Source organism: Caulobacter segnis, from assembly GCF_031454995.1.
Taxonomy (GTDB): domain Bacteria; phylum Pseudomonadota; class Alphaproteobacteria; order Caulobacterales; family Caulobacteraceae; genus Caulobacter; species Caulobacter segnis_E.
Map to the genome: position 1 here is coordinate 1,064,274 of NZ_JAVDRV010000001.1, position 20,190 is coordinate 1,084,463.

The window sequence follows — 20,190 nt, forward strand, 5'->3', positions numbered from 1 at the left end:
CGCCGAGAGGGGACCACACATGATCAAGCCAACCCAGATCGTCTTCCGCGCCGCGCTGATCGCCGGCGTCTCCCTGCTGGCCACCGCCGGCGCGGCCTCCGCCCAGACCGCGGCGCCCACCCCAGACGAGGCCGCCGCGCGCATCGCCGCGCTCGAGGCCCAGCTCTCCGCGCTGCAGCAGCAGGTCGCCGACCTGAAGGCCGCGACCGCCGCCAGCTTCAAGGACGTGCGCGTGACCCAGAGCGCCACGACCGTCAGCATCGCCGGCGGCAAGCCGACCATCGCCTCGGGCGACGGCGCCTATAGCGCCACCTTCCATGGCGTGATGCAGCTCGACACCGCCCACTACTTCCAGGACAAGGGCCTGCCGGCGGTGATCGGCAACGGCCGAGACCTGAACAACGGCACCAACTTCCGCCGCGCCCGCCTGGGCGTCGACGGCAAGTTCGCCAGGAACTTCGACTATTCGATCCTGCTGGATTTCGGCGGCGCGGGCACGGACGGCTCGGGCGTGCTTCAGGAGCTGTACCTTCAGTACAACTACGCGCCATTCAAGGTTCGCGTCGGCGCCTTCGCCCCGAACCTGGGCCTCGAGGACGCCGCCTCGACCAACGGCTCGCTGTTCCCCGAACGCCCCTCGCCCGCCGAAGCCGCGCGCGGCCTGGCCGGCGCTGACCGCCGGATCGCCCTGCAGGCCCAGACCGTCGGCGAGCGCTGGATCCTGTCCGGCGCCGTGACGGGGGCCAAGGCCGGCGACGGCCAGACCTTCGACGAACAGCTGGGCTACCTGGCCCGCCTGGCGGGCGCGCCGTTCAAGGGCCAGGACTGGCTGGTCCACGTCGGCGTCAACGCCAGCGTGGTGGCCACGCCCGCCCAGACCGCCGCCCTTAGCGGCGCCTATCCGATCAATATCCAGGATCGGCCCGAGCTTCGCGTCGACGGCCAGCAGCTGATCGGCACGGGCGCGATCGACGCCAAGGGCGCCCGACACTACGGACTGGAACTGGCGGTCCAGAAGGCCAATCTCCTAATCCAGGGCGAATATTTCGACTACAAGATCGACCGCCGTAATCCGGCGGCCGGGGTCGGCGATCCCAAGTTCAAGGGCTGGTACGTCGAGGGCGGCTGGGTGCTGACCGGCGAGGCCCGCAAGTACAGCGCCGCCAACTTCGCCTTCGACGCCCCGGCCATCGCCAATCCCTTTGACCCGAAGAAGGGCAAGTGGGGCGCTTGGGAGCTTGCCGCGCGCTATTCGGTGCTTGACCTGAACCACCACGAGAACGCGACATTAGCCGCCGATCGCGTGCGCGGCGGCGAACAGACCATCTGGACGGCCGGCCTGAACTGGTTCCCCAATTCGGTCACCAAGTTCTCGCTCGACTATTTGGATGTCGATATCGACCGCAAGGACCCGGCCGGCGGCCTGTTGCCGCTGAGCCAGAGCTACCAGGCCATCAACTTCCGCAGCCAGTTCGCGTTCTAGTCCAAAGGACCGCCCGCGCCGCAAGGCGAAGATCGCGGAGCGGGCGGTCCCCTTCAACCTCATCTTCCTTAAGTCCAGAAAGGATCGCGCCCATGAGCGACGCCCTCAAAGCTCCCTCTCGACGCGGCTTGATGGCCGGAGCCGGAGCCGGAGCCGCGACCTTGATGGCGGGCGGCCTAGCCCATGCCCAGGCCAAGCCGGTCACCTTGCTGAACGTCAGCTATGACCCGACGCGAGAGCTCTACAAGGACATCAACGCCGCCTACGCGCGCTACTGGAAGGAAAAGGTCGGCCAGACCCTGACGATCAACCAGAGCCATGGCGGCTCGGGCAAGCAGGCCCGCTCGGTGATCGACGGCCTGCAGGCCGACGTCGTCACGCTGGCGCTCGCGTATGACATCGACGAGATCGCGGCGAAGGCCAAGCTGCTGCCCGCCAACTGGCAATCGCGCCTGCCCCAGAACTCCACGCCCTACACCTCGACGATCGTGTTCCTGGTCCGCAAGGGCAATCCCTGGAAGATCAAGGACTGGCCAGACCTGATCAAGCCGGGCGTCGACGTGATCACGCCCAACCCGAAGACCTCCGGCGGCGCGCGCTGGAACTATCTGGCGGCCTGGGCCTGGGCGGTGAAGCAGCCGGGCGGCAATCCGGCCAAGGCCGAGGCCTATCTGCGGAGCCTGTTCGACCACGTGCCGGTGCTGGACACCGGGGCGCGCGGCGCGACGACCACCTTCACCCAGCGCGGCATCGGCGACGTGCTGTTGGCCTGGGAGAACGAAGCGTTCCTGGCGCAGGAGGAGCTGCCCGGCAAATTCGACATCGTCTATCCGTCGATCTCGATCCTGGCCGAGCCGCCGGTCGCCCTGATCGACCGGAACGTCGACCGCCGTAAGACGCGCACGGTGGCCGAGGGATACCTGAACTTCCTCTACAGCCCGCTGGCGCAGGATCTGATCGGCAAGAACCACTACCGCCCGCGCAACGCGGCCGTGGCGGCCAAGTACGCCAGCAAGTTCAAGCAGATTCCGCTGGTGACCATCGACGACACCTTCGGCGGCTGGAAGAAGGCGCAAGCCACGCACTTCGCCGACGGCGGGGTGTTCGACAAGATCTACCAGCCCAAGTAGGCGGGCCTCCAGACAGCGCGGCGGCGGCCTTCCCGCCCTCCACGCCCGACGGCGGGAGTCCCCAGGGGCTCCCGCCGTTTCCGTTTTGGGATTGAACCTATGTTCGGAACTCGACACGATCGAGTACGTTGAGCGTCCACGGGGCGGTGGAGCTGATTGCAGGCATGGACGACTACTCGGAATCGCGACGCGCCGGTGACCGTCTGGCCGCCGGGCACGGCATAGACGATCCTTTCGCGGCCGCGATCCGCGCGACCCGAATGGCGATGATCGTCACCGACGCGGCCCAGGCCGACAATCCGATCATCTTCGCCAACGACGCCTTCCTGAAGCTGACCGGCTACGAACGCGAAGAGCTTATCGGCCGAAACTGTCGCCTGCTGCAGGGCCCCGACACCGACCGGGCGGCCATCGCGACCTTGAGCAAGGCCATCGCCGCCGGCGACGACGCCAATGTCGAGCTGCTGAATTACCGCAAGGACGGCTCGACCTTCTGGAACGCCCTCTACGTCTCGCCTGTCCGCAACGACGCGGGCGAGATCGTCTACTTCTTCGGCTCGCAGCTGGACGTCACCGACAAGAAGACCGCCGAGGCCAAGGTGCGCGAGCGGCGCGACGACCTCGAGCAGGTCGTTGAGTCGCGCACCCGGGAGCTGACCGACGCCCTGGAGCAGAAGACCGCTCTGCTTCACGAGGTCGACCACCGCGTGAAGAACAACCTGCAGCTCATCTCCAGTCTGCTGCTGCTGCAGACCCGCCGCGTCGCGGACCCGGCCTTGAAGGGCTCCCTGAGAGGCATGCTGGGGCGGGTTAACGCCATCGCCACCGTGCACCGCCGCCTGTTCCAGAGCGAGGATGTCGAGCGCTTCGACGTCTCGGCCTTCATCCGCGACATGGTCGCCGATCTGATGGGCTCGGCGGGGCGCGAGGACATCGAGATGCGGCTGGACCTGGAGCGTGTCGATATCCCCGCCGCCAAGGCCGCGCCTTTCGCCTTGGTGGTCAACGAGCTGCTGACCAATTCGCTGAAGCACGGCTTCCCCGAAGGGCGTGGCGGCCGAATTTTCGTCGGAGTCAGCCGCCTGAACGGCGATTTCCGGATCGAAATCACCGACAACGGCGTTGGGATTGAGCAACAGGCCACTGGTTTTGGCCTGACCATCGTTCAACTGCTTTGCCAGCAGCTGAAGGCCAAGTGCGAGACAACCGACGCGGAACCCGGAACCCGCGTGGTTGTTTTGCTGCCGGTGAACGGCGTGCATTGAGTGAAGGACAAGGCTTTGGGAATGAGCGGTCGAGCGCTCGAGGTTCTGATCGTCGAGGATGAGATGCTTTTGGCCATCGAGCTGGAGTATCTGATCGAGGAGGTCGGCTGCCATCCGCTCGGTTGCGCGATGAGCTCGGAAGAGGCCGTGGCCCTGGCCCAGCAGCTTCACCCCGATCTCGCCCTCGTGGACGTCCACCTCAGCGACGGCCCCACGGGCGTCGATGTCGCGCGGACGATCTCCCAGGACTGCGGCGGTGTGGCGCTGTTCATGACCGCCAACGTCAAGCGCCTGCCCGAGGACTTCGCCGGCGCCTGCGGCGTGATCGGTAAGCCCTATTCCGAGCATGGCGTGAAGACGGCGCTTTCCTATCTGGCCCATTGCCTGAGCGAGGGACACGCCCCGGGCCCAACGCCGGTCGGCCTGACCCTGGCGCCGGCCTATGCCGCGCTGTGGGGGTTGGACCAGAACCTGGCCCAGACCGCCTAGATGGCCGTCTCGCCGATCGCCGCGACCGTCGGGACGATCGCGGCCCTGCTGTCGATCACCAGCTTCGCGCCGCAGATCCTGAAGATCTGGCGTGAAAAAGACGCCTCGGCCGTCTCGCTGCGGACCTACGTCGTTACCGTCACCGGCTTCTCCTGTTGGATCGCCTACGGGATCATGATCCGCGCCTGGCCGGTGATCGCATCCAACATCGCCTGCCTGCTGATGTCCGGCGCGGTGCTGCTCATGAAGTGGCGGTTCGACCGGCGAGCCAAGGGCTGAGCGTTTTTGATGACAGGGGGGGCGGGGTCCGCTATCGAGGCCCGCCTAATTTCCCTTCGAGGATCGCCGCCTTGACCGACGCCGCCGAGGAAGCCGGCTGGGCCACCGCCAAGACCCTGGCCGAGGCCCTGCCCTACATCCAGATCTACGACCGCGAGACGGTGGTGATCAAATACGGCGGCCACGCCATGGGCCAGGAAGACGTGGCCAAGGTCTTCGCCGCCGACGCCGTGCTGCTGAAGCTTTTGGGCGTGCATCCGGTGGTCGTCCACGGCGGCGGCCCGCAGATCAGCCGGATGCTCGACAAGGCCGGCGTGAAGTCGACCTTCGTGGACGGCCTGCGCGTCACCGACGAAGCCACCATGGAAGTGGCCGAGATGGTCCTGTCGGGCGCGATCAACAAGGAGATCGCCAACTGGATCACCTTGGCCGGCGCCGAGGCCGACGTGCGCGGCGTGGGCCTCTCGGGCAAGGACGCCCGGATGATCACGGCCGAGAAGGTCACCCGCACCCGCAAGGATCCGGACAGCAATATCGAGCAGGTCGTCGACCTGGGCTTCGTGGGCGAGCCGACCAAGATCGACCCGCACATCATCCAGGCCCTGCTGACCTCGGAAACCGACTACATCCCGGTGATCGCCCCGATCGGCGTCTCCACCCAGGGCGAGACCTTCAACATCAACGCCGACACCGTCGCCGGCGCCCTGGCGGGCGCGCTGAAGGCCAAGCGTATGCTGATGCTGACCGACATCAAGGGCGTGCTCGACGCCAATGGCGAGCTGATCCGCCAGATGACGATCGAGGAGGCCCGCGGGTTGATCGCCTCGGGCGTCGCCACCGGCGGCATGATCCCCAAGCTCGAGAACGCCATCCACGCCGTGGAATCGGGCGTCGAGGCCGTGGTCATTCTCGATGGCCGTCGTCCGCACGCCATGCTGGTCGAGCTCTTCAGCGAACACGGCGCGGGCACGCTCATCTCGAAATGAGCGCCGACCTAACCCACGTCGACACCTGGCTCTTCGACCTCGACAACACCCTGTACCCGCTGGAAAGCGAGTTCATGGGGCTGATCGAGGCCAAGATGACCGACTTCGTCCAGCGCGAGACCGGTCTGCCCCGCGACGAGGCCCGGGCGCTGCAGCACAGCTACTTCACCGAGCACGGCACTACCCTGGCCGGGCTGATGATCAATCACGGCCTCGAGCCCAAGCGCTTCCTGGACGAGGTGCACGACGTGGAGATGGATCGGCTGACGCCGAACCCGGCGCTTCGCGCGGCGATCGCCCGCCTACCCGGCCGCCGGCTGATCTTCACAAACGGCTCGCTGGGCCACGCCGAGCGGGTGCTGACGCATCTGGAGCTACGCGACCTCTTCTCGGAGGTGTTCGCGATCGAGACCGCGGACTATGTGCCCAAGCCGGCCCTGGCGACCTTCGACAAGATCTGCAAGCTGCACGCCATCGATCCGCCGATGACCGCCTTTTTCGAGGACAGCGAGAAGAACCTCGTCCCCGCCGCGCGCATGGGCATGACCACCGTGCTGGTCGGCCCGCACGCGGCGGCCTCGACCTCGGAACACGTCCATTTCCGCACTCCCGATCTCGCCGAGTTCCTGAGCTCGGCCCGCCTGCAAGGAAGTCCCGCATGACCGCCGTGAGCCTCTCTGATCTGCAAACCGAGATCGAAGCCGCCTGGGAAGCCCGCGCCGACGTCTCGGCCGCGACCACCGGCCCGGTCCGCACGGCCGTCGAGGAAGCCCTGCTGCTGCTCGACAGCGGCAAGGCCCGCGTGTCGGAAAAGATCGACGGCGAGTGGGTGACGCACCAGTGGCTGAAGAAGGCCGTGCTGCTGTCGTTCCGCCTGAACCCCAACACCGTCATGCGCGCCGGCACGCTGGGCGGCGGCGTCGGTCCGTGGTGGGACAAGGTGCCGAACAAGTTCGACGGCTGGGACGCCCCGCAATTCGAGGCCGGCGGCTTCCGCGCCGTTCCGGGCGCCATCGTCCGTCGCGGCGCTCACATCGGCAAGAACGTGATCCTGATGCCCTCGTTCGTGAACATCGGCGGCTATGTCGACGAAGGCACGATGGTCGACACCTGGGTCACGGTCGGCTCGTGCGCCCAGATCGGCAAGAACGTCCACCTGTCGGGCGGCGTCGGCATCGGCGGCGTGCTGGAGCCCCTTCAGGCCAACCCGACCATCATCGAGGACAACTGCTTCATCGGCGCCCGCTCTGAAGTCGTCGAGGGCGTGGTCGTCGGCGAGGGCAGCGTGCTCTCGATGGGCGTGTTCATCAGCGCCTCGACCAAGATCGTCGACCGCAAGACCGGCCAGGTTCACATCGGCAAGGTCCCGCCCTACAGCGTCGTCGTCCCCGGCAGCCTGCCCGACCCGAACGGCGGTCCTAGCCTGTATTGCGCGGTGATCGTGAAGACGGTCGACGCTCAGACGCGGTCGAAGACGTCGATCAACGACCTGCTGCGGGACTGATACCCCAAATCCTCCCCCTAGAGGGGGAGGTGTCGGCGAAGCCGACGGAGGGGGAATAAGCCGGGCAGCCCGCACTTCCCCCTCCGGCCTTCGGCCTCCTCCCCCACTGGGGGAGGATTTTATTTCGTCGCCTCGTTCAGCAGCTTCTTGCTCTCGGCCGCGCCTTCCTTGGCGTCCTGCTTCAGGTCCCTGCCAGCTTCCTTGAGCTCCTGGCCCGCCTCGCCGGCGGCCTCCTTCAGCTCCGCGCCGGTTTCCTTGGCGCTTTCCTTGATCGCCGTGCCGGCTTCCTTGACGTCGGGGTCGTTGGCGATGTTGTGAGCCGCGTCCTTGACGTCGGCGGCGGCGGCCTTGGCGCCTTCCTTCACTTCGGTGGCGTGCTCTTGCGAGCAGGCGGCGAGCGAGAGGGCGGCGGCCCCGGCGGCGATCAGCATCAGCTTGGAACGCATGGTCGTGCTCCTTCTTGGTCGGCTGGATAACGGAGCGCCAAGGCCCAGGTTCCGACTCCGGCTTTTCGCGGCGGCCAGAGACGTCTAAACCCCCGCCATGCGCATCGCCTTCCTCGGCACACCCGATTTCGCCGTCACCTGCCTGGCGGAGCTCGTCGCCTCCGGCCACGAGATCGTCGCCGTCTACTCCCAGCCCCCCGCGCCGCGCGGGCGCGGCCAGGAACTGAAGCCCTCGCCGGTCCACGCCTTCGCCGAGGGCCTGGGCCTGCCGGTCCGCACGCCGGTCTCGATGAAGACCCCGGAAGAGATCGAGGCCTTCAAGGCCCTGAACCTCGACGCCGCCGTCGTCGTCGCCTTCGGCCAGATCCTGGTGAAGGACGTGCTGGAAGCCCCGCGCCATGGCTGCTTCAACCTGCACGCCAGCCTGCTGCCGCGCTGGCGGGGCGCCGCGCCGATCCAGCGGGCGATCATGGCCGGCGATCCGGTCACCGGCGTCCAGGTCATGCGGATGAGCGAAGGCCTCGATGAAGGCCCGATCCTGATGTCCGAGCAGGTCGCCATCGCCGCCGACGACACCGCCGCGACGCTGCACGACAAGCTGGCCACGGTCGGCGCGCGCCTGCTGCCCGTGGCCCTGGCCGCCATCGAGCGCGAGGTGGTCCGCGAGACGCCGCAGAGCGAAAACGGCGTCACCTACGCCAAGAAGATCAAGTCGGCCGAAGCCCGCATCGACTGGACCCGCCCGGCCGCCGAGGTCGACCGCCACATCCGCGGCCTCTCGCCCTTCCCCGGCGCCTGGTTCGAGGCGCCTTCGGAGAAGGGGCCTGTCCGCGTGAAGGCCCTGCTGTCCCGCGTCGAGGCCGGGGCAGGCGCGCCGGGAACGGCGTTGGACGACGCCCTGCTGATCGCCTGCGGGGAAGGCTCGATCCGCCTGCTGAAGGCTCAGCGCGAGGGCAAGGGCATACAGGACGCCGAGACCTTCACGCGCGGCTTCCCGGTCCCGGCGGGAACGGTCCTGGCCTGATGCCCCGCTACCGCCTCCTCGTCGAGTATGACGGCCGCCCCTATGCGGGGTTCCAGGCCCAGGCGACCCTGCCCAGCGTGCAGGGCGCGATCGAGGCGGCGGTGAAGGCCTTCTGCGGCGAGGAGGTGCGCATCGCCGCCGCCGGCCGCACCGACACCGGCGTCCACGCCACCGGTCAGGTCGTCCACGTCGACCTCGAGAAGGACTGGCCGGCCCAGACGGTGTTCAACGCCCTCAACGCCCACCTGACCCGCGAGGCGGTCTCGATCCTCTCGGCCGAGGTGGCGGAGGGAGACTGGCACGCGCGGTTCTCGGCCAACGAGCGGCGCTATCTCTACCGGATCCTGAACCGCCGGGCCCCGCCGGCCCTGGACAAGGGCCGGGTCTGGCACATGAAGAAGGACCTCGACCACGAGGCCATGCACGCGGCGGCCCAGCACCTGATCGGCCTGCACGACTTCACGACCTTCCGCGACATGCACTGCCAGTCCAAGAGCCCGGTGAAGACGCTGGATGTCGCCCGCGTGCGCCGCGTGGGCGAGGAGATCCACCTCGATTTCGAGGCGCGCTCGTTCCTGCACCGCCAGGTCCGCTCGATGACCGGGACGTTAGTCGAGGTGGGCGCGGGCCGCTGGGCGGTGGACGACGTGAAGGCCGCGCTGGAGGCCAAGGACCGGCGGGAGTGTGGGCCCGTGGCGCCGGCCGACGGGCTGTATCTCGTCGGCGTCGGCTACGGCGACTAGAGGGCCTTGGCGCCCAGCGTCCTCATCCGGGCCAACCAGTCCGCCCGCCCCTTGGCGCCGATCATCTCGACGCCGCCGATGATACTCGTGCGGATCGGTCGATAGCCGCTAAGCCACAGGACGCCCCTGGCCAGCGCCTTGACGCCGTGGCCGCCGAATACGACGCGGAAGAACGGTCCCGGCATGCCCATGGTCACCACCAGCCGGGCGCTACGGCCTTTCAGCTTGCTGTTTCGGCCGCGTGGACCGACCTGGAAGCCGAAGCCGCCACGATAGACCTGCTCAAGCAGCGCCTTCAGCCGCGCCGGAACCCCGCCCAGCCACAGCGGGAAGACGATCACAAGGTGCTCGGCCCGGATCATCGCGGCCTGGACCTCCTGAATCGCGTCGGACGGCGGCTCGGCGAAGGCGGCGGCGGAGGTCAGGACCGGCGCCTCGACCGCGCCCAGATCCAGACGCCGCGCCTCGTGGCCGGCGGCCGTCGCGGCGGCGGCGTAGGCCTCGCACAAAACCGCGCAGAAACGGTCCGCGCCGGGATCGGGATGACCGTTCAGGATGAGGATGCGCTTGGCCACGGGGACAACTTGATCCGCCGCCAACGCGCCGCCTTGAGACTTGTCAAAAGGCCTACAGCACCGAGCAACTGGTGATCTGACTGAAGGCCTCGAGCGCCGCCGCGCCGACCACGCTGGTGCCGAAGCGATCCAGCTCGGGCGACCAGACCGCCACCGTCGCCTTGCCGGGGACCACGGCGACAATGCCGCCGCCGACGCCGCTCTTGGCCGGCAGGCCGACGCGATAGGCGAAGTTGCCGACGCTGTCATAGATCCCGCAGGTCAGCAGCAGGGCGTTCAACCGCCTCGTCAGCCGATCCGGGAAGATCGTCTCCTCGGCCACCGGCGAGAAGCCGCCCGCCGCCAGCGGAAGGAAGGCTCGCGCCAACTGCCGGCAGCTCATGGCGAGCGCGCACTGACGGCTGTAGGCGGCGACCACCGCCTCGGGCTCGTGCTCGATCGTGCCCTGGCCGCGCATCAGGCTGGCGATGGCGCGGTTCTGCCAGGCGTGGGCCAGTTCCGACGCCGCCACGGCGGGATCGATCTCCAGCCGCTCGCCGCACAGGAAGCCGCCGAAGTCGCGGACCAGGGCGGCCGGATCGCGGGTGACGTTCATCAGCACGTCCGTCACCGCCAGGGCCCCGGCGTTGATGAACGGGTTGCGCGGCACGCCCCGCTCGGCCTCGAGCAGGGAGAGATGGTTGAACGGCGTGCCCGACGGCTCCTTGCCGACCCGGGTCCAGATCTCGTCGCCGATCCGGTTCAGAGCCAGGCCCAGGGCCAGGACCTTGGTGATGCTCTGCAGCGAAAAAGCCTCGTCGGCGTCGCCGATCACGTGCTCGCCGCCGTCGACCGTGCGCACGGCCATGCCGAACTTGGTCCCCGGCACGCAGGCCAGCTGCGGGATGTAGTCGGCGGGCTTGCCCTTGCCGAAGTGCGGCTTCACCAGCACGGCCACCTCGGCCAGCACATCGGGGATCGAGAGCGCCTTCATCCTCGTCCCCGTCCAGCTCAGGCGAAGGCCGCGAAGTAGCGGTTGATCAGGGCCTCGTAGGCGCCGGCCAGCTGGCGGACCTCTTCGACCGGAACCCGCTCGTCCACCTGGTGCATGGTCGAGCCGACCAGGCCGAACTCGACCACCGGGCAAAGCGCGCGAATGAAGCGGGCGTCGCTGGTGCCGCCCGTGGTCGACAGCTCCGGCGCGCGGCCGGTGGCGTCGCCGACCGCGGCCACGATCACGTCGGTGAACGCGCCCGGCTCGGTCAGGAAGGCCTCGCCGCTGATCTTGCACAGCGCCTCGACCCGGCCCGAAAAGCCCTCGGCCGCCTCGCGGCACTCCCGCTCGATCCAGGCCGCCAAGTCCTTGCCCTTGTGGGCCGGGTTGAAGCGGATGTTGATCCGCGCCTTGGCCGAGGCGGGGATGACGTTGGTGGCGGTGTTGCCGACATCGACCGTGGTCACTTCCAGGTTCGACGGCTGGAAACCGGTATAGCCCTCGTCCAGCACCCGGCTCTGCAGGCGCGAGAGGATGTCGACCATCACCGGGATCGGGTTGGCGGCACGATGCGGGTAGGCCACGTGCCCCTGCTTGCCGTCCACGGCGATCCAGGCGTTGATGCTGCCGCGCCGGCCGATCTTGACCATGTCGCCCAGCAGGTTGGCCGAGGTCGGCTCGCCGACGATGCAGTGGTCGATGATCTCGCCCTCGGCGGCCAGGGCCTCGACGACCTTGACGGTGCCGTCCTCGGCGACGCCCTCCTCGTCGCCGGTGATCAGGAAGCTGATCGAGCCGGGATGGTCGGGGACGTTGGCGACGGCGGCGACGAAGGCGGCGATCGCGGACTTCATGTCGACCGCGCCGCGGCCAAAGAGGATCCCGTCCTTGATCTCGGCCTCGAAGGGACCCGCGGTCCAGGCCGCGCCATCGCCGACCGGCACCACGTCGGTGTGGCCGGCGAAACAGAGGTTCGGCCGCGCCGTCCCGCGCCGGGCGTAGAGGTTCTCGATCTCGCCGAACTTCATCCGGCGGCAGGAAAAGCCCAGGGCCTCCAGCTGGCGCTGCAGCGTGTCCATCGCGCCCGCGTCGGCCGGGGTCACCGACGGGCGCCGGATCAGGGCCTGGGCGAGTTCGACAGGATCGATGCTGACGGAAACGGGCGCGGGGCTGTTCATGATCCTGCCTTTAGGCTTCCCTCCGTCACGACGCAAATCCAGCAAGGCGCTTCCCCAAGCCTTTTCCTCAAAGACACGACCATGCCCAAGATCGATCTCGCCTCGGCTCCCACCCGCATCGGCACGGCCTATCCGCCGCCGTTCAACGAACCTTGCCTGCGCCGTCATCGCACCAAGCTGGGCGACGCGGTCGGGCTCTCGCAGTTCGGGGTCAACCTGCTGCGCCTGCCGCCGGGACAATGGTCCAGCCAGCGCCACTGGCACACCGCCGAGGACGAGTTCACCTGGGTGGTCGAGGGCGAGGTGGTGCTGGTCGAGAACGACGGCGAGACGGTGCTGAAGGCCGGCGACTGCGCGGGCTTCAAGGCCGGCGTCGCCAACGGCCACCACTTCCAGAACCGCTCGGACCGCGATGTGCTGCTGCTGGAGATCGGCTCGCGACGGCCCGACGAAGACGGCTGCGACTATCCCGATATCGACCTGGTCTTGCGCGAGGGCGAGGAGATCTACCGGCATCGCGACGGAACGCCCTACGACACCGAAAGCGGTCGCAAGCGCTAGGCCCACGAGGCGGCCTCGAACACGGCCAGCTGAGCGGCGAAGGCGCGCTGGAAGGCCGGACGAGCCTCGGCCCGGGCGACATAGGCGGCGAGGTTCGGATAGTCGGCCAGCAGGTTGGCGCTCGCGGGGCGGCGCAGCACCGTGACCATCATCAGGTCGCCGGCGCTGAACGGGCCGTCCAGCCAATCGGCGTCGCCAAGCCGTAGGGAGAGGTCCTCCAGTCGTCGGCGCACCTCCTGCTCCAGGGCGGGCTGGCGGGCGTCGAACCAGGGCTTGTCGCGCTCCAACAGGAAGGCGCGCTCGCGCTCGACGATCGGCGGCTGAACGGTGCTGACGGCGGCGAACATCCAGGCGATGGCGCGGGCCCGGGCGTCGGGCTCGGCCGGCAGCAAGCCCGGGTGACGCTCAGCCACCCGCAGGACGATCGCCCCGGACTCGAACAGCACCAGGCCGTCCGCTTCGTAGGTCGGGATCTGGCCGAAAGGCTGCAGCGCCTTGTGGGCGGGCTCCTTCATCTCGGCGAAGGTGACCAGCCGGACGTCATAGGGCTGGCCGACCTCCTCCAGCGCCCAGCGCGCCGGCATGTCGCGCGCCAGCCCGCGTCCCCGGTCGGGCGAGGCCTTGAAAGCTGTGAGGATCGGTTTCATCGGCGCGTCTCCCTGGCTCTTGATAGGCCAAGGACGCGCGCGCTACGAGCGTGCCGACAGGCGTGCGCGAGCCTCGGGCGGAACCTTCACCGCATCGATCGGTTGAGGCTCGCGTATCGCAAGCGGTGGGGATGTTTATGGGCGTTTCAACGCGCGTCGCGGCCTTGACCGCCATGCTTCTGGCGCCGATGGCCGCCCAGGCGCAGGACATCTACATGGGCACGGTGGCGGTCGAGCGGGACGCCGTCGTCCTGACGCGCTGCGATCTCGTCCAGAACCGCTATGTTCTGCGAGACCGAAAAGGAAAGCGCGCGCGCCCCGTCGCCGACCTGCGCGAGCGCCTGAAGACGCTAAAGGCGCCGGTTTATGTCGAAGCGATCGGCGACTACGCCGAGCAGGGCGACGACAACGCGCTGGACGTGATCAGCCTCGAGAACATCGAGGCCGGGAAGTCCTGCCACCTGTCGGACGCTCTGAGGGGCCCTTAGGCCGCGCGGCGGGCCTTCTTGACCTTGGCGATGGCGCGGTCGCGGCGCAGGCGCGAGAGGTGGTCGATGAAGAGGACGCCTTCCAGGTGGTCCATCTCGTGCTGGATGCAGACCGCGAACAGGCCCTCGGCCTCCTCGACGACCGTCTCGCCCTGGTAGTTCATGTAGCGCAGGGTGACCTTGGCCGGGCGCTCGACCTCGTCGAAGTACTCCGGCACCGACAGGCAGCCTTCCTCGTAGACGAACATGTCCTCGGAAGTGGCCAGGATCTCGGGATTGACGAAATAACGCGGCGCCGGTTCCTCGCCCTCGCGGGCCAGGTCCATGGTGATCACCCGCACGGGCTCGCCAACCTGTACGGCGGCCAGGCCGATGCCGGGCGCGTCGTACATGGTCTCCAGCATGTCATCCATCAGGGCGCGCAGCTCGTCGGTGACGATCTCCACCGGGGTGGAAATCTTCTTCAGGACCGCCAGATCGGCGGCGTTATCGACGGTGAGGATGCGACGGATAGCCATGATCTTCGTCAGGTAGGCGCGTCATTTCCGAGGGTCAAGGTGGGAGATTGCCCCACGGCGGGCTCGGCGCTCAACTTCGTGAGAGGACGCACGCCCTGATCGATCGCGGCGGGCTCGTCGATCTTCTTGCCCTCATGGTCGACGGAAAGGTCCTCGAAACGCCGGGCCTGGGTCAGGACCTGGCTCTCCAGCGAGCCGACGAACTGGTTGTACTTGCCCACCGCGCTTTCCAGCGCCTTGCCCATGGCGCCGGCGTGGGCGCCCATGACCGAGACGCGCTTGTAGAGCTCGCGGCCGACCTCGACGATGCGGGCGGCGTTCTTGGCCTGGTCCTCGGCGCGCCAGCCATAGGCCACGGCCTTGCAGAGCGCGAACAGGGTCGTGGGCGTAACCAGCACCACGCGGCGGTCCATAGCCTCGGCCATCAGCTCGGGCAGGCGGTCCAGGGCGGCGGCCAGGAAGCCGTCGCCGGGCACGAACATCGCCACGAAGTCGGGCGAGCCCTCGCCGGCGAACTGGTCCCAATAGGCCTTGGACGACAGGCTCTGCATGTGGGCGCGGACGCTGGCGGCGTGGCGGACCATGGCGGCCTCGCGCAGGACTTCGTCGGTCGCCTCTTGTGACTCGAGGAAGGCGTTCAGCGAGCACTTGGCGTCGATCACGAACACCCCGCCGCCGGGCAGGGTGACCTTGACGTCGGGACGGCGGCGGCCCTCGTCGCTGTCGACGCTGAACTGCTCCTGAAAGTCGAAGCGGCTGTTGAGGCCGGCGGCCTCCAGCACGTTGCGCAGGGTCTGCTCGCCCCAGCGCCCTTGCACGCCGGCCCCGCGGCGCAGGGCGGCCGACAGCTTGCGGGCCTCGGCCTGGGTGGCGGTGGAGGCCTCCAGCAGGGCCGCGATCTGGGCCTTGAGGCCGCCGGTCTCCTCGGCGCGGACCTTCTCGACGGCGTTCACCTGGGCCTCGAACTTGGCCAGGGTCTCGGCGACCGGCTTTAGCTGAGCCTCCAGCCGAGCCTCGGCCAGGCGCTCGCGGCTCTTGGCGTTCTCGTCGGCGCGCTTGATCAGCTGCTCGGCGATGGCGTTGGCGCTCTGGGCGGCCTGGGCCTTGATCAGCTCGATCTGGGTGGCGCTCTGGTCCTCGAGCAGGCGGTGGCGCTCCTCGGCCTGGGTCAGGCGCTCGTTCAGCAGCCAGGTCTCGGCCTCGGCCTTGGCGGCGCGACGCTGCGCGGTCACGGCCCAAAGCCCCAGCGCCACGGCCGCCAGGGCAAAGACAAGGGCCAGGATCGGATAAGGATCGGAGAAGTTCATGCTCCGTTCCTACCGGGAGTCGGCGGCGGCATAAAGGCCGCCGCCGCGCGCGATCACTCGTCGCCGTCGGCGATGTCGGCGATCAGGCCGTTGATCGGCTCCTCGTTGAAGCTGGTCACGTTGTGGCCCTTGTCGTGCACGCCGACCTTGGCGACGTGCGGGGTTTCGACTTCGGCCTCGGGGGCCTTGTCCTCGGGCGTGCTCATTTAATCCATCCCTCCACTGTCGCATCGGCGGTCCCGACGCGATGGGGCCAAGCTTGGCGCGGGAAAGCGTGACTGTCAGCCGGATTTCCCACCCGCCGACGTGATTTCGTCAGGCTGGCCGGCGAGCGCGCAGGGCCTGGGCGATGGTGCCGTCGTCCAGCCAATCCAGGTCGCCGCCGACCGGCACGCCTCGGGCCAGCATGGTCACCGGCACGTTGGTCTGGGCCAGGCGGTCGGCGATGTAGTGGGCGGTCGTCTGGCCGTCGACCGTGGCCGGCAGGGCCAGGATCACCTCGGCCACCTCGCCGCCCCCGACCCGCGCGACCAGCTCGCCGATCCGCAAGGCCTCGGGCCCGATCCCGTCCAGCGCCGACAGCAGCCCGCCCAGCACATGGTAGCGGCCCTTGAACGAACCGCCGCGTTCCATGGCCCAGACCGAGCCGACCTCCTCGACCACGCACAGCAGCCGCCCGTCGCGAGAACCGTCCGCGCAGACCGCGCAGGGATCGGTGACGTCCAGCGAGCCGCAGGTCGAGCACGCGCGAACCTTGGCCTGGGCCTCGGCCATGGCCAGGGCCAGCGGCGCCAGCAGCGTGTCGCGCTTCTTGAGCAGGGCCAAGGCCGCCCGCCGGCCCGAACGCGGGCCCAGCCCAGGCAGCTTGGACAGCAGGGCGATCAGACGCTCGATCTCGGGTCCGGCGGAGGCTCCCACTCGTTTTCCTTCAAGCCCTTTCCAACGGAAAGGAGGGTTAGAACTTCATCCCGGGCAGGCCGCCCATCAGGCCCGCCATCGGACCGGCGGCTTCCTGCATCAGCTGGGCCTGCTTGGCGTCCAGCTTCTTCTTGGCGTCGGCGTGGGCGGCGACGATCAGGTCGGCGATCACCTCGCCCTCGCCGGGTTCGATCAGGCTCTCGTCCAAGGTCACCTTGGCCAACTCGCCCGTACCCTTCAGCGTCACGGTCACCATGCCGCCGCCCGAGGTCCCCTCGACGGTGCTTTCGGCCAGGCGCGCCTGGGCGTCCTGGAGCTTCTGTTGCATGGCCTGGGCCTGCTTCATCAGGCCGCCGAGGTCTTTCATGGTCTTGGTCTCCAATTTCGAATTGCCCTCCCCTCGATGGGGAGGGGTGGGGGTGGGGCGATACGGCGGCGGATCGTGCTCCGTCCTGAAACGCCGTCACTCCCATCCCCGCCCTTCCCCCATCAAAGGGGGAAGGGAGATTCCGCGACTATCCCTCTTCCTCGTCCGGCTCCAGCGGGGCCGCCTCGGGGGTGAGGACCTTGCGGATCTCTACGATCTCGGCGCCGGGGAAGGCCGACAGCACCGAGGCGACGAACGGGTCCTTCTTGATGGCCTCCAGCGCCTCGCGCTCCTCGCGCTTCTGGCGCTCCATCATGCTCTCGGCCCCGCCGCCGCCCTCGGCGGCGACCAGCCAGGGCTGACCGGTGTGCTCCTTCAGGAAGCGAACGAGGCGCCCGGCCAGGTTTCCAGGCGCGCCGGGGGCGGCCTCGAAGGTGATGGCGCCAGGCCGGAAGTTGATCGGGCGGACGTACTGCTCGACATCCAGGCGCAGGCCGATGTCGCGACGGGCGGCGATCAGGGCCATCACGTCGTCGAACGAGGCCAGCACCGGCATGGCCTGGGCGCCCGGCGCGGCCATGGTCATCGGGGCGTGGGCCGAGGCCGTGGCGCCAGAAGAACCGCCGCCGACCGACACGCCGCCGCCAGGTCCGCCGCCGCCGATCGGATTGCCATCGCGCAGGGCCTTCAGAGCCTCTTCCGGACCCGGCAGGTCGGCCGCGTAGCACAGACGGATCAGGGCCATCTCGGCCGCGGCCATGGCGTCGGGGGCGCGGCGCACCTCCTCATGGGCCTTCAGCAGCATCTGCCACAGGCGCGACAACGTGCCGGCCGAGGTATGGGCGCCGATGGCGGCCAGGCGCGCGGCCTGCTCCTTGGGCATCGACAGGGCGTCGGGGCCAAGCGCCTTGGACACCGCCGAGGCGTGGCAGTGGTCCAGCACATCGAGCATCACCACCGCCGGATCGGCGCCAAAGCCCCAAAGGGCGCGGAAGGCTTCCAGCGCGTCCTTGGTCTTGCCGGCCATCACATGCTCGTAGAGCGCGATGGTCTGGCCGCGATCAGCCAGACCCAGCATGTCGCGGACCACCGTGGCCGTGACGGTCGCGCCGCGCTCGGTCTGGACGATGGCCTGATCCAGCAGCGAGAGACCGTCGCGCACCGAGCCCTCGGCCGCGCGGGCGATCAGGGCCAGGGCGTCCATCTCGATCCGCGCGCCTTCCTTGGCGGAGATGCGGTCGAAGTGCTTGACCAGCACGTCCGGCTCGACCCGGCGCAGGTCGAAGCGCTGGCAGCGCGACAGGATCGTCACCGGAACCTTGCGGATTTCGGTGGTGGCGAAGATGAACTTGGCGTGCGGCGGCGGCTCTTCCAGCGTCTTCAGCAGGGCGTTGAACGCCGCCGTCGACAGCATGTGCACTTCGTCGATGATGTAGACCTTGTAGCGCGCCTCGACCGGGGCGTAGCGCACCCCGTCCAGCAGCTCGCGCATCTCGTCGACCTTGGTGCGGCTGGCGGCGTCCAGCTCCAGCACGTCCATGTGCCGGCCCTCGATGATGGCGCGGCAGTGGTAGCCCTCGGTGGTCAGGTCGACCGAGGGTCCCTTGACCGTGTCGGTCTCGTAGTTGAGCGCCCGGGCCAGCAGGCGCGCGGTCGTGGTCTTGCCGACGCCCCGGACGCCGGTGAGCATGAAGGCGTGGGCGATGCGGCCGGTGGAGAAGGCGTTGGCCAGGGTGCGGACCATGGCCTCCTGGCCGATCAGGTCCTCGAACGTACGCGGCCGGTATTTCCGCGCCAGCACCGTATAGGCGTCGCCAGTCTCGGCGGGCGGCTCCTGGACGACCGGGCGCGCCTCTTCCGCCGCCGCGGCGGGCGCGGCCGGAGGTCCGCCGAAGATATCGGCGGTGTTCTCGTCCCGCTCGGCGGGCGCCTCGTCCCACGGCGGCGCGGAATCAGGCGTGAGGTCGTCGTGGTCGGCCATGGTCCCAGTGTAGTGGCGCGAAGGGCGCGGCAAAAGACCCGCTCCAAGCGGACCGGCCATCTGCTGACAGATTTCGCGATTTTAGGGGAAGGTGGAGACCGGACAGCGACCCGAAGGGGATCTCGTTGTGGCTGCTGCCTTCCGGCCCTGACCAGGTTGGCGAGGACTTCGTCCGAGCCGATCTCCGAAGCCTATATCGCGACTCATCGCGAAGGATGCAAGGCTGACGATTCTCAAAGGCCGCGCTAGAGAGTGTCCATGCCTCTCTCGATCATCACCAACACCTTCGCCGGCAACCCCCTGAACCGCGACAGCGAGCGGCGCGGCGACGAGGCCTTCCTCGCCGAAAAGCTGGCCGATCCGGAATCGCTGGCGGTGGCGCTTTGGAACGGCAAGCCGCTGGTCGAGGATATCCTGGACGCCGACGGCCAGCCCAAGGGCGTGCAGATCGCCTACCTCCGCGCCGACATGGCCCAGGACCTGGCCGGCGGGAATGAGAAGCTGCTCTATATGGGCCTCTGGAAGGACATCGCCGTCTTCGCCGTCGATATCGAGGGCGCGGCCGACCCGGCGGAGGGACCGCTACAGGGGCTGGGCCGGTTCGAGGAGCTGCGCGGCGCCGCCGCGACCATGCCGCCCGCCGACGCCGGCATCCTGGCCACCGCGAAGTCGATGTTCGAATGGCGGCGCCGCCATCGCTGGTGCAGCGCCTGCGGCCAGAAGACCGAGGTCGCCGACGGCGGCTGGAAGCGCATCTGCCCCGCCTGCGACGCCGAGCACTTCCCGCGCACGGACCCAGTGGCGATCATGCTGGCCATCCACGATGGCAAGTGCCTCCTGGGCCGCCAGGCGGCCTGGCCTCCGGGGATGTTCTCGGCCCTGGCCGGTTTCATCGAACCGGGCGAGACCATGGAAGAGGCCTGCGCCCGCGAGCTGGAGGAAGAGGCGGGCTTGAAGGCCGTCGCCGTCCGCTATCACTCCAGCCAGCCCTGGCCGTGGCCGTCATCGCTGATGATCGGCATGATCGCCGACGTCGACAGCGACAAGGCCGCGCCCGACCAGACCGAGCTGGAAGAGGTCCGCTGGTTCACCAAGGAAGAGGCGATCCGCCTGATGAAGGGCGAATTCGAAGGCGGCCTCTTCGCCCCGCCGGCCCTGGCGATCGCCCACCAGCTGATCAAGGCCTGGGCGGAGGGGTAGGCGATAGATCCTCTCCCCAAGGGAGAGGTGTCGGCGAAGCCGACGGAGAGGGAAGAGGCCGGCTCGGCAGCACTTCCCCCTCCGGTCGCTTCGCGACCACCTCCCCCGCTAGGGGGAGGATTTAGAGC

24 protein-coding genes, 1 other RNA gene and 1 pseudogene are annotated in these 20,190 nt (G+C 68.7%); 13 read left to right on the forward strand and 13 right to left on the reverse strand.

Going from position 1 to position 20,190, the window contains the following annotated elements:
* The first annotated feature begins 19 nt into the window (after window positions 1-19).
* The 8 genes from J2728_RS04910 (at window position 20) to dapD (ending at window position 7,136) form a co-directional block, all read left to right on the forward strand.
* Window positions 20-1,483 carry an OprO/OprP family phosphate-selective porin gene (locus J2728_RS04910; RefSeq protein WP_309997105.1) on the forward strand — a complete coding sequence of 488 codons (1,464 nt, stop codon included), beginning with the start codon at window positions 20-22 and terminating at the stop codon, window positions 1,481-1,483.
* A gap of 92 nt (window positions 1,484-1,575) precedes the next feature.
* Window positions 1,576-2,613 carry a sulfate ABC transporter substrate-binding protein gene (locus J2728_RS04915; RefSeq protein WP_309997106.1) on the forward strand — a complete coding sequence of 346 codons (1,038 nt, stop codon included), beginning with the start codon at window positions 1,576-1,578 and terminating at the stop codon, window positions 2,611-2,613.
* A 164-nt stretch (window positions 2,614-2,777) separates the two neighbouring features.
* Window positions 2,778-3,878 carry a photosensory histidine protein kinase LovK gene (lovK, locus tag J2728_RS04920; RefSeq protein WP_309997107.1) on the forward strand — a complete coding sequence of 367 codons (1,101 nt, stop codon included), beginning with the start codon at window positions 2,778-2,780 and terminating at the stop codon, window positions 3,876-3,878.
* Window positions 3,879-3,899: 21 nt separating this feature from the next.
* Window positions 3,900-4,367, forward strand: coding sequence for a response regulator (locus J2728_RS04925; protein WP_309997108.1), 468 nt, complete (start codon window positions 3,900-3,902; stop codon window positions 4,365-4,367).
* Window positions 4,368-4,646, forward strand: a complete 279-nt coding sequence (locus J2728_RS04930; RefSeq protein WP_309997109.1) for a SemiSWEET family sugar transporter — start codon at window positions 4,368-4,370, stop codon at window positions 4,644-4,646. It abuts the gene before it with no gap.
* A gap of 71 nt (window positions 4,647-4,717) precedes the next feature.
* Window positions 4,718-5,632 carry an acetylglutamate kinase gene (argB, locus tag J2728_RS04935; protein WP_309997111.1) on the forward strand — a complete coding sequence of 305 codons (915 nt, stop codon included), beginning with the start codon at window positions 4,718-4,720 and terminating at the stop codon, window positions 5,630-5,632.
* A complete protein-coding gene (locus tag J2728_RS04940) occupies window positions 5,629-6,294 on the forward strand; it encodes a pyrimidine 5'-nucleotidase (protein WP_309997113.1) in 666 nt (221 codons plus the stop codon). Before argB ends, J2728_RS04940 begins: the two co-directional genes overlap by 4 nt.
* Window positions 6,291-7,136 carry a 2,3,4,5-tetrahydropyridine-2,6-dicarboxylate N-succinyltransferase gene (gene dapD, locus J2728_RS04945; protein WP_309997114.1) on the forward strand — a complete coding sequence of 282 codons (846 nt, stop codon included), beginning with the start codon at window positions 6,291-6,293 and terminating at the stop codon, window positions 7,134-7,136. The genes J2728_RS04940 and dapD overlap by 4 nt, the downstream gene beginning before the upstream one ends.
* Here dapD and J2728_RS04950 read toward each other — a convergent pair.
* Window positions 7,126-7,248, reverse strand: a pseudogene (locus J2728_RS04950) (hypothetical protein); the annotation flags it as partial. The gene dapD and the pseudogene J2728_RS04950 sit on opposite strands and share 11 nt — an antisense overlap.
* 7 nt (window positions 7,249-7,255) lie before the next feature.
* The gene (locus J2728_RS04955) at window positions 7,256-7,582 is read right to left on the reverse strand and encodes a cell surface protein (protein WP_309997116.1); all 327 of its coding nucleotides are present in this window, start codon (window positions 7,580-7,582) and stop codon (window positions 7,256-7,258) included.
* A 97-nt stretch (window positions 7,583-7,679) separates the two neighbouring features.
* On the opposite strand from J2728_RS04955, the gene fmt reads away from it, so the two are divergent.
* Both fmt and truA read left to right on the forward strand, forming a co-directional pair.
* A complete protein-coding gene (gene fmt / locus J2728_RS04960; protein ID WP_309997117.1) occupies window positions 7,680-8,606 on the forward strand; it encodes a methionyl-tRNA formyltransferase in 927 nt (308 codons plus the stop codon).
* A complete protein-coding gene (gene truA, locus J2728_RS04965; protein WP_309997119.1) occupies window positions 8,606-9,349 on the forward strand; it encodes a tRNA pseudouridine(38-40) synthase TruA in 744 nt (247 codons plus the stop codon). Before fmt ends, truA begins: the two co-directional genes overlap by 1 nt.
* Here the strand turns inward: truA and J2728_RS04970 are convergent.
* The 3 genes from J2728_RS04970 to dapE are packed head-to-tail and all read right to left on the reverse strand — an operon-like array spanning window position 9,346 to window position 12,075.
* Window positions 9,346-9,924, reverse strand: coding sequence for an NAD(P)H-dependent oxidoreductase (locus J2728_RS04970; RefSeq protein ID WP_309997122.1), 579 nt, complete (start codon window positions 9,922-9,924; stop codon window positions 9,346-9,348). The two genes, truA and J2728_RS04970, sit on opposite strands and share 4 nt — an antisense overlap.
* Before the next feature lie 52 nt (window positions 9,925-9,976).
* Window positions 9,977-10,897, reverse strand: coding sequence for a glutaminase (locus J2728_RS04975; RefSeq protein WP_309997124.1), 921 nt, complete (start codon window positions 10,895-10,897; stop codon window positions 9,977-9,979).
* Between the two features lie 17 nt (window positions 10,898-10,914).
* On the reverse strand, window positions 10,915-12,075 hold the full coding sequence (gene dapE, locus J2728_RS04980; protein ID WP_309997126.1) for a succinyl-diaminopimelate desuccinylase: 1,161 nt from the start codon (window positions 12,073-12,075) through the stop codon (window positions 10,915-10,917).
* An 81-nt stretch (window positions 12,076-12,156) separates the two neighbouring features.
* On the opposite strand from dapE, the gene J2728_RS04985 reads away from it, so the two are divergent.
* Window positions 12,157-12,636 carry a cupin domain-containing protein gene (locus tag J2728_RS04985; protein WP_309997128.1) on the forward strand — a complete coding sequence of 160 codons (480 nt, stop codon included), beginning with the start codon at window positions 12,157-12,159 and terminating at the stop codon, window positions 12,634-12,636.
* Here J2728_RS04985 and J2728_RS04990 read toward each other — a convergent pair.
* On the reverse strand, window positions 12,633-13,283 hold the full coding sequence (locus tag J2728_RS04990) for a glutathione S-transferase family protein (protein WP_309997130.1): 651 nt from the start codon (window positions 13,281-13,283) through the stop codon (window positions 12,633-12,635). The two genes, J2728_RS04985 and J2728_RS04990, sit on opposite strands and share 4 nt — an antisense overlap.
* A gap of 137 nt (window positions 13,284-13,420) precedes the next feature.
* Between J2728_RS04990 and J2728_RS04995 the strand changes: the two genes are divergently transcribed.
* Window positions 13,421-13,771, forward strand: coding sequence for a hypothetical protein (locus J2728_RS04995; protein WP_309997131.1), 351 nt, complete (start codon window positions 13,421-13,423; stop codon window positions 13,769-13,771).
* Here J2728_RS04995 and def read toward each other — a convergent pair.
* The 7 genes from def to ffs all read right to left on the reverse strand — a co-directional run bounded on the left by def (window position 13,768) and on the right by ffs (window position 19,049).
* The gene (gene def, locus J2728_RS05000) at window positions 13,768-14,289 is read right to left on the reverse strand and encodes a peptide deformylase (RefSeq protein WP_309997133.1); all 522 of its coding nucleotides are present in this window, start codon (window positions 14,287-14,289) and stop codon (window positions 13,768-13,770) included. The two genes, J2728_RS04995 and def, sit on opposite strands and share 4 nt — an antisense overlap.
* Before the next feature lie 8 nt (window positions 14,290-14,297).
* Window positions 14,298-15,596, reverse strand: coding sequence for a DNA recombination protein RmuC (locus tag J2728_RS05005; RefSeq protein WP_309997135.1), 1,299 nt, complete (start codon window positions 15,594-15,596; stop codon window positions 14,298-14,300).
* A gap of 53 nt (window positions 15,597-15,649) precedes the next feature.
* Window positions 15,650-15,802 (reverse strand): hypothetical protein, encoded by a 153-nt coding sequence (locus J2728_RS05010; RefSeq protein ID WP_309997137.1) that lies wholly within the window; start codon window positions 15,800-15,802, stop codon window positions 15,650-15,652.
* Window positions 15,803-15,911: 109 nt separating this feature from the next.
* Window positions 15,912-16,514, reverse strand: coding sequence for a recombination mediator RecR (gene recR / locus J2728_RS05015; protein WP_309997139.1), 603 nt, complete (start codon window positions 16,512-16,514; stop codon window positions 15,912-15,914).
* 37 nt (window positions 16,515-16,551) lie between these two features.
* Window positions 16,552-16,881 (reverse strand): YbaB/EbfC family nucleoid-associated protein, encoded by a 330-nt coding sequence (locus J2728_RS05020; protein WP_299015788.1) that lies wholly within the window; start codon window positions 16,879-16,881, stop codon window positions 16,552-16,554.
* 148 nt (window positions 16,882-17,029) lie between these two features.
* Window positions 17,030-18,862, reverse strand: a complete 1,833-nt coding sequence (locus tag J2728_RS05025) for a DNA polymerase III subunit gamma/tau (protein ID WP_309997592.1) — start codon at window positions 18,860-18,862, stop codon at window positions 17,030-17,032.
* Between the two features lie 89 nt (window positions 18,863-18,951).
* Window positions 18,952-19,049: signal recognition particle sRNA small type (gene ffs / locus J2728_RS05030), an RNA gene on the reverse strand.
* Window positions 19,050-19,120: 71 nt separating this feature from the next.
* Between ffs and nudC the strand changes: the two genes are divergently transcribed.
* Window positions 19,121-20,062, forward strand: a complete 942-nt coding sequence (nudC, locus tag J2728_RS05035; RefSeq protein WP_309997143.1) for an NAD(+) diphosphatase — start codon at window positions 19,121-19,123, stop codon at window positions 20,060-20,062.
* Window positions 20,063-20,190 lie beyond the last annotated feature (128 nt).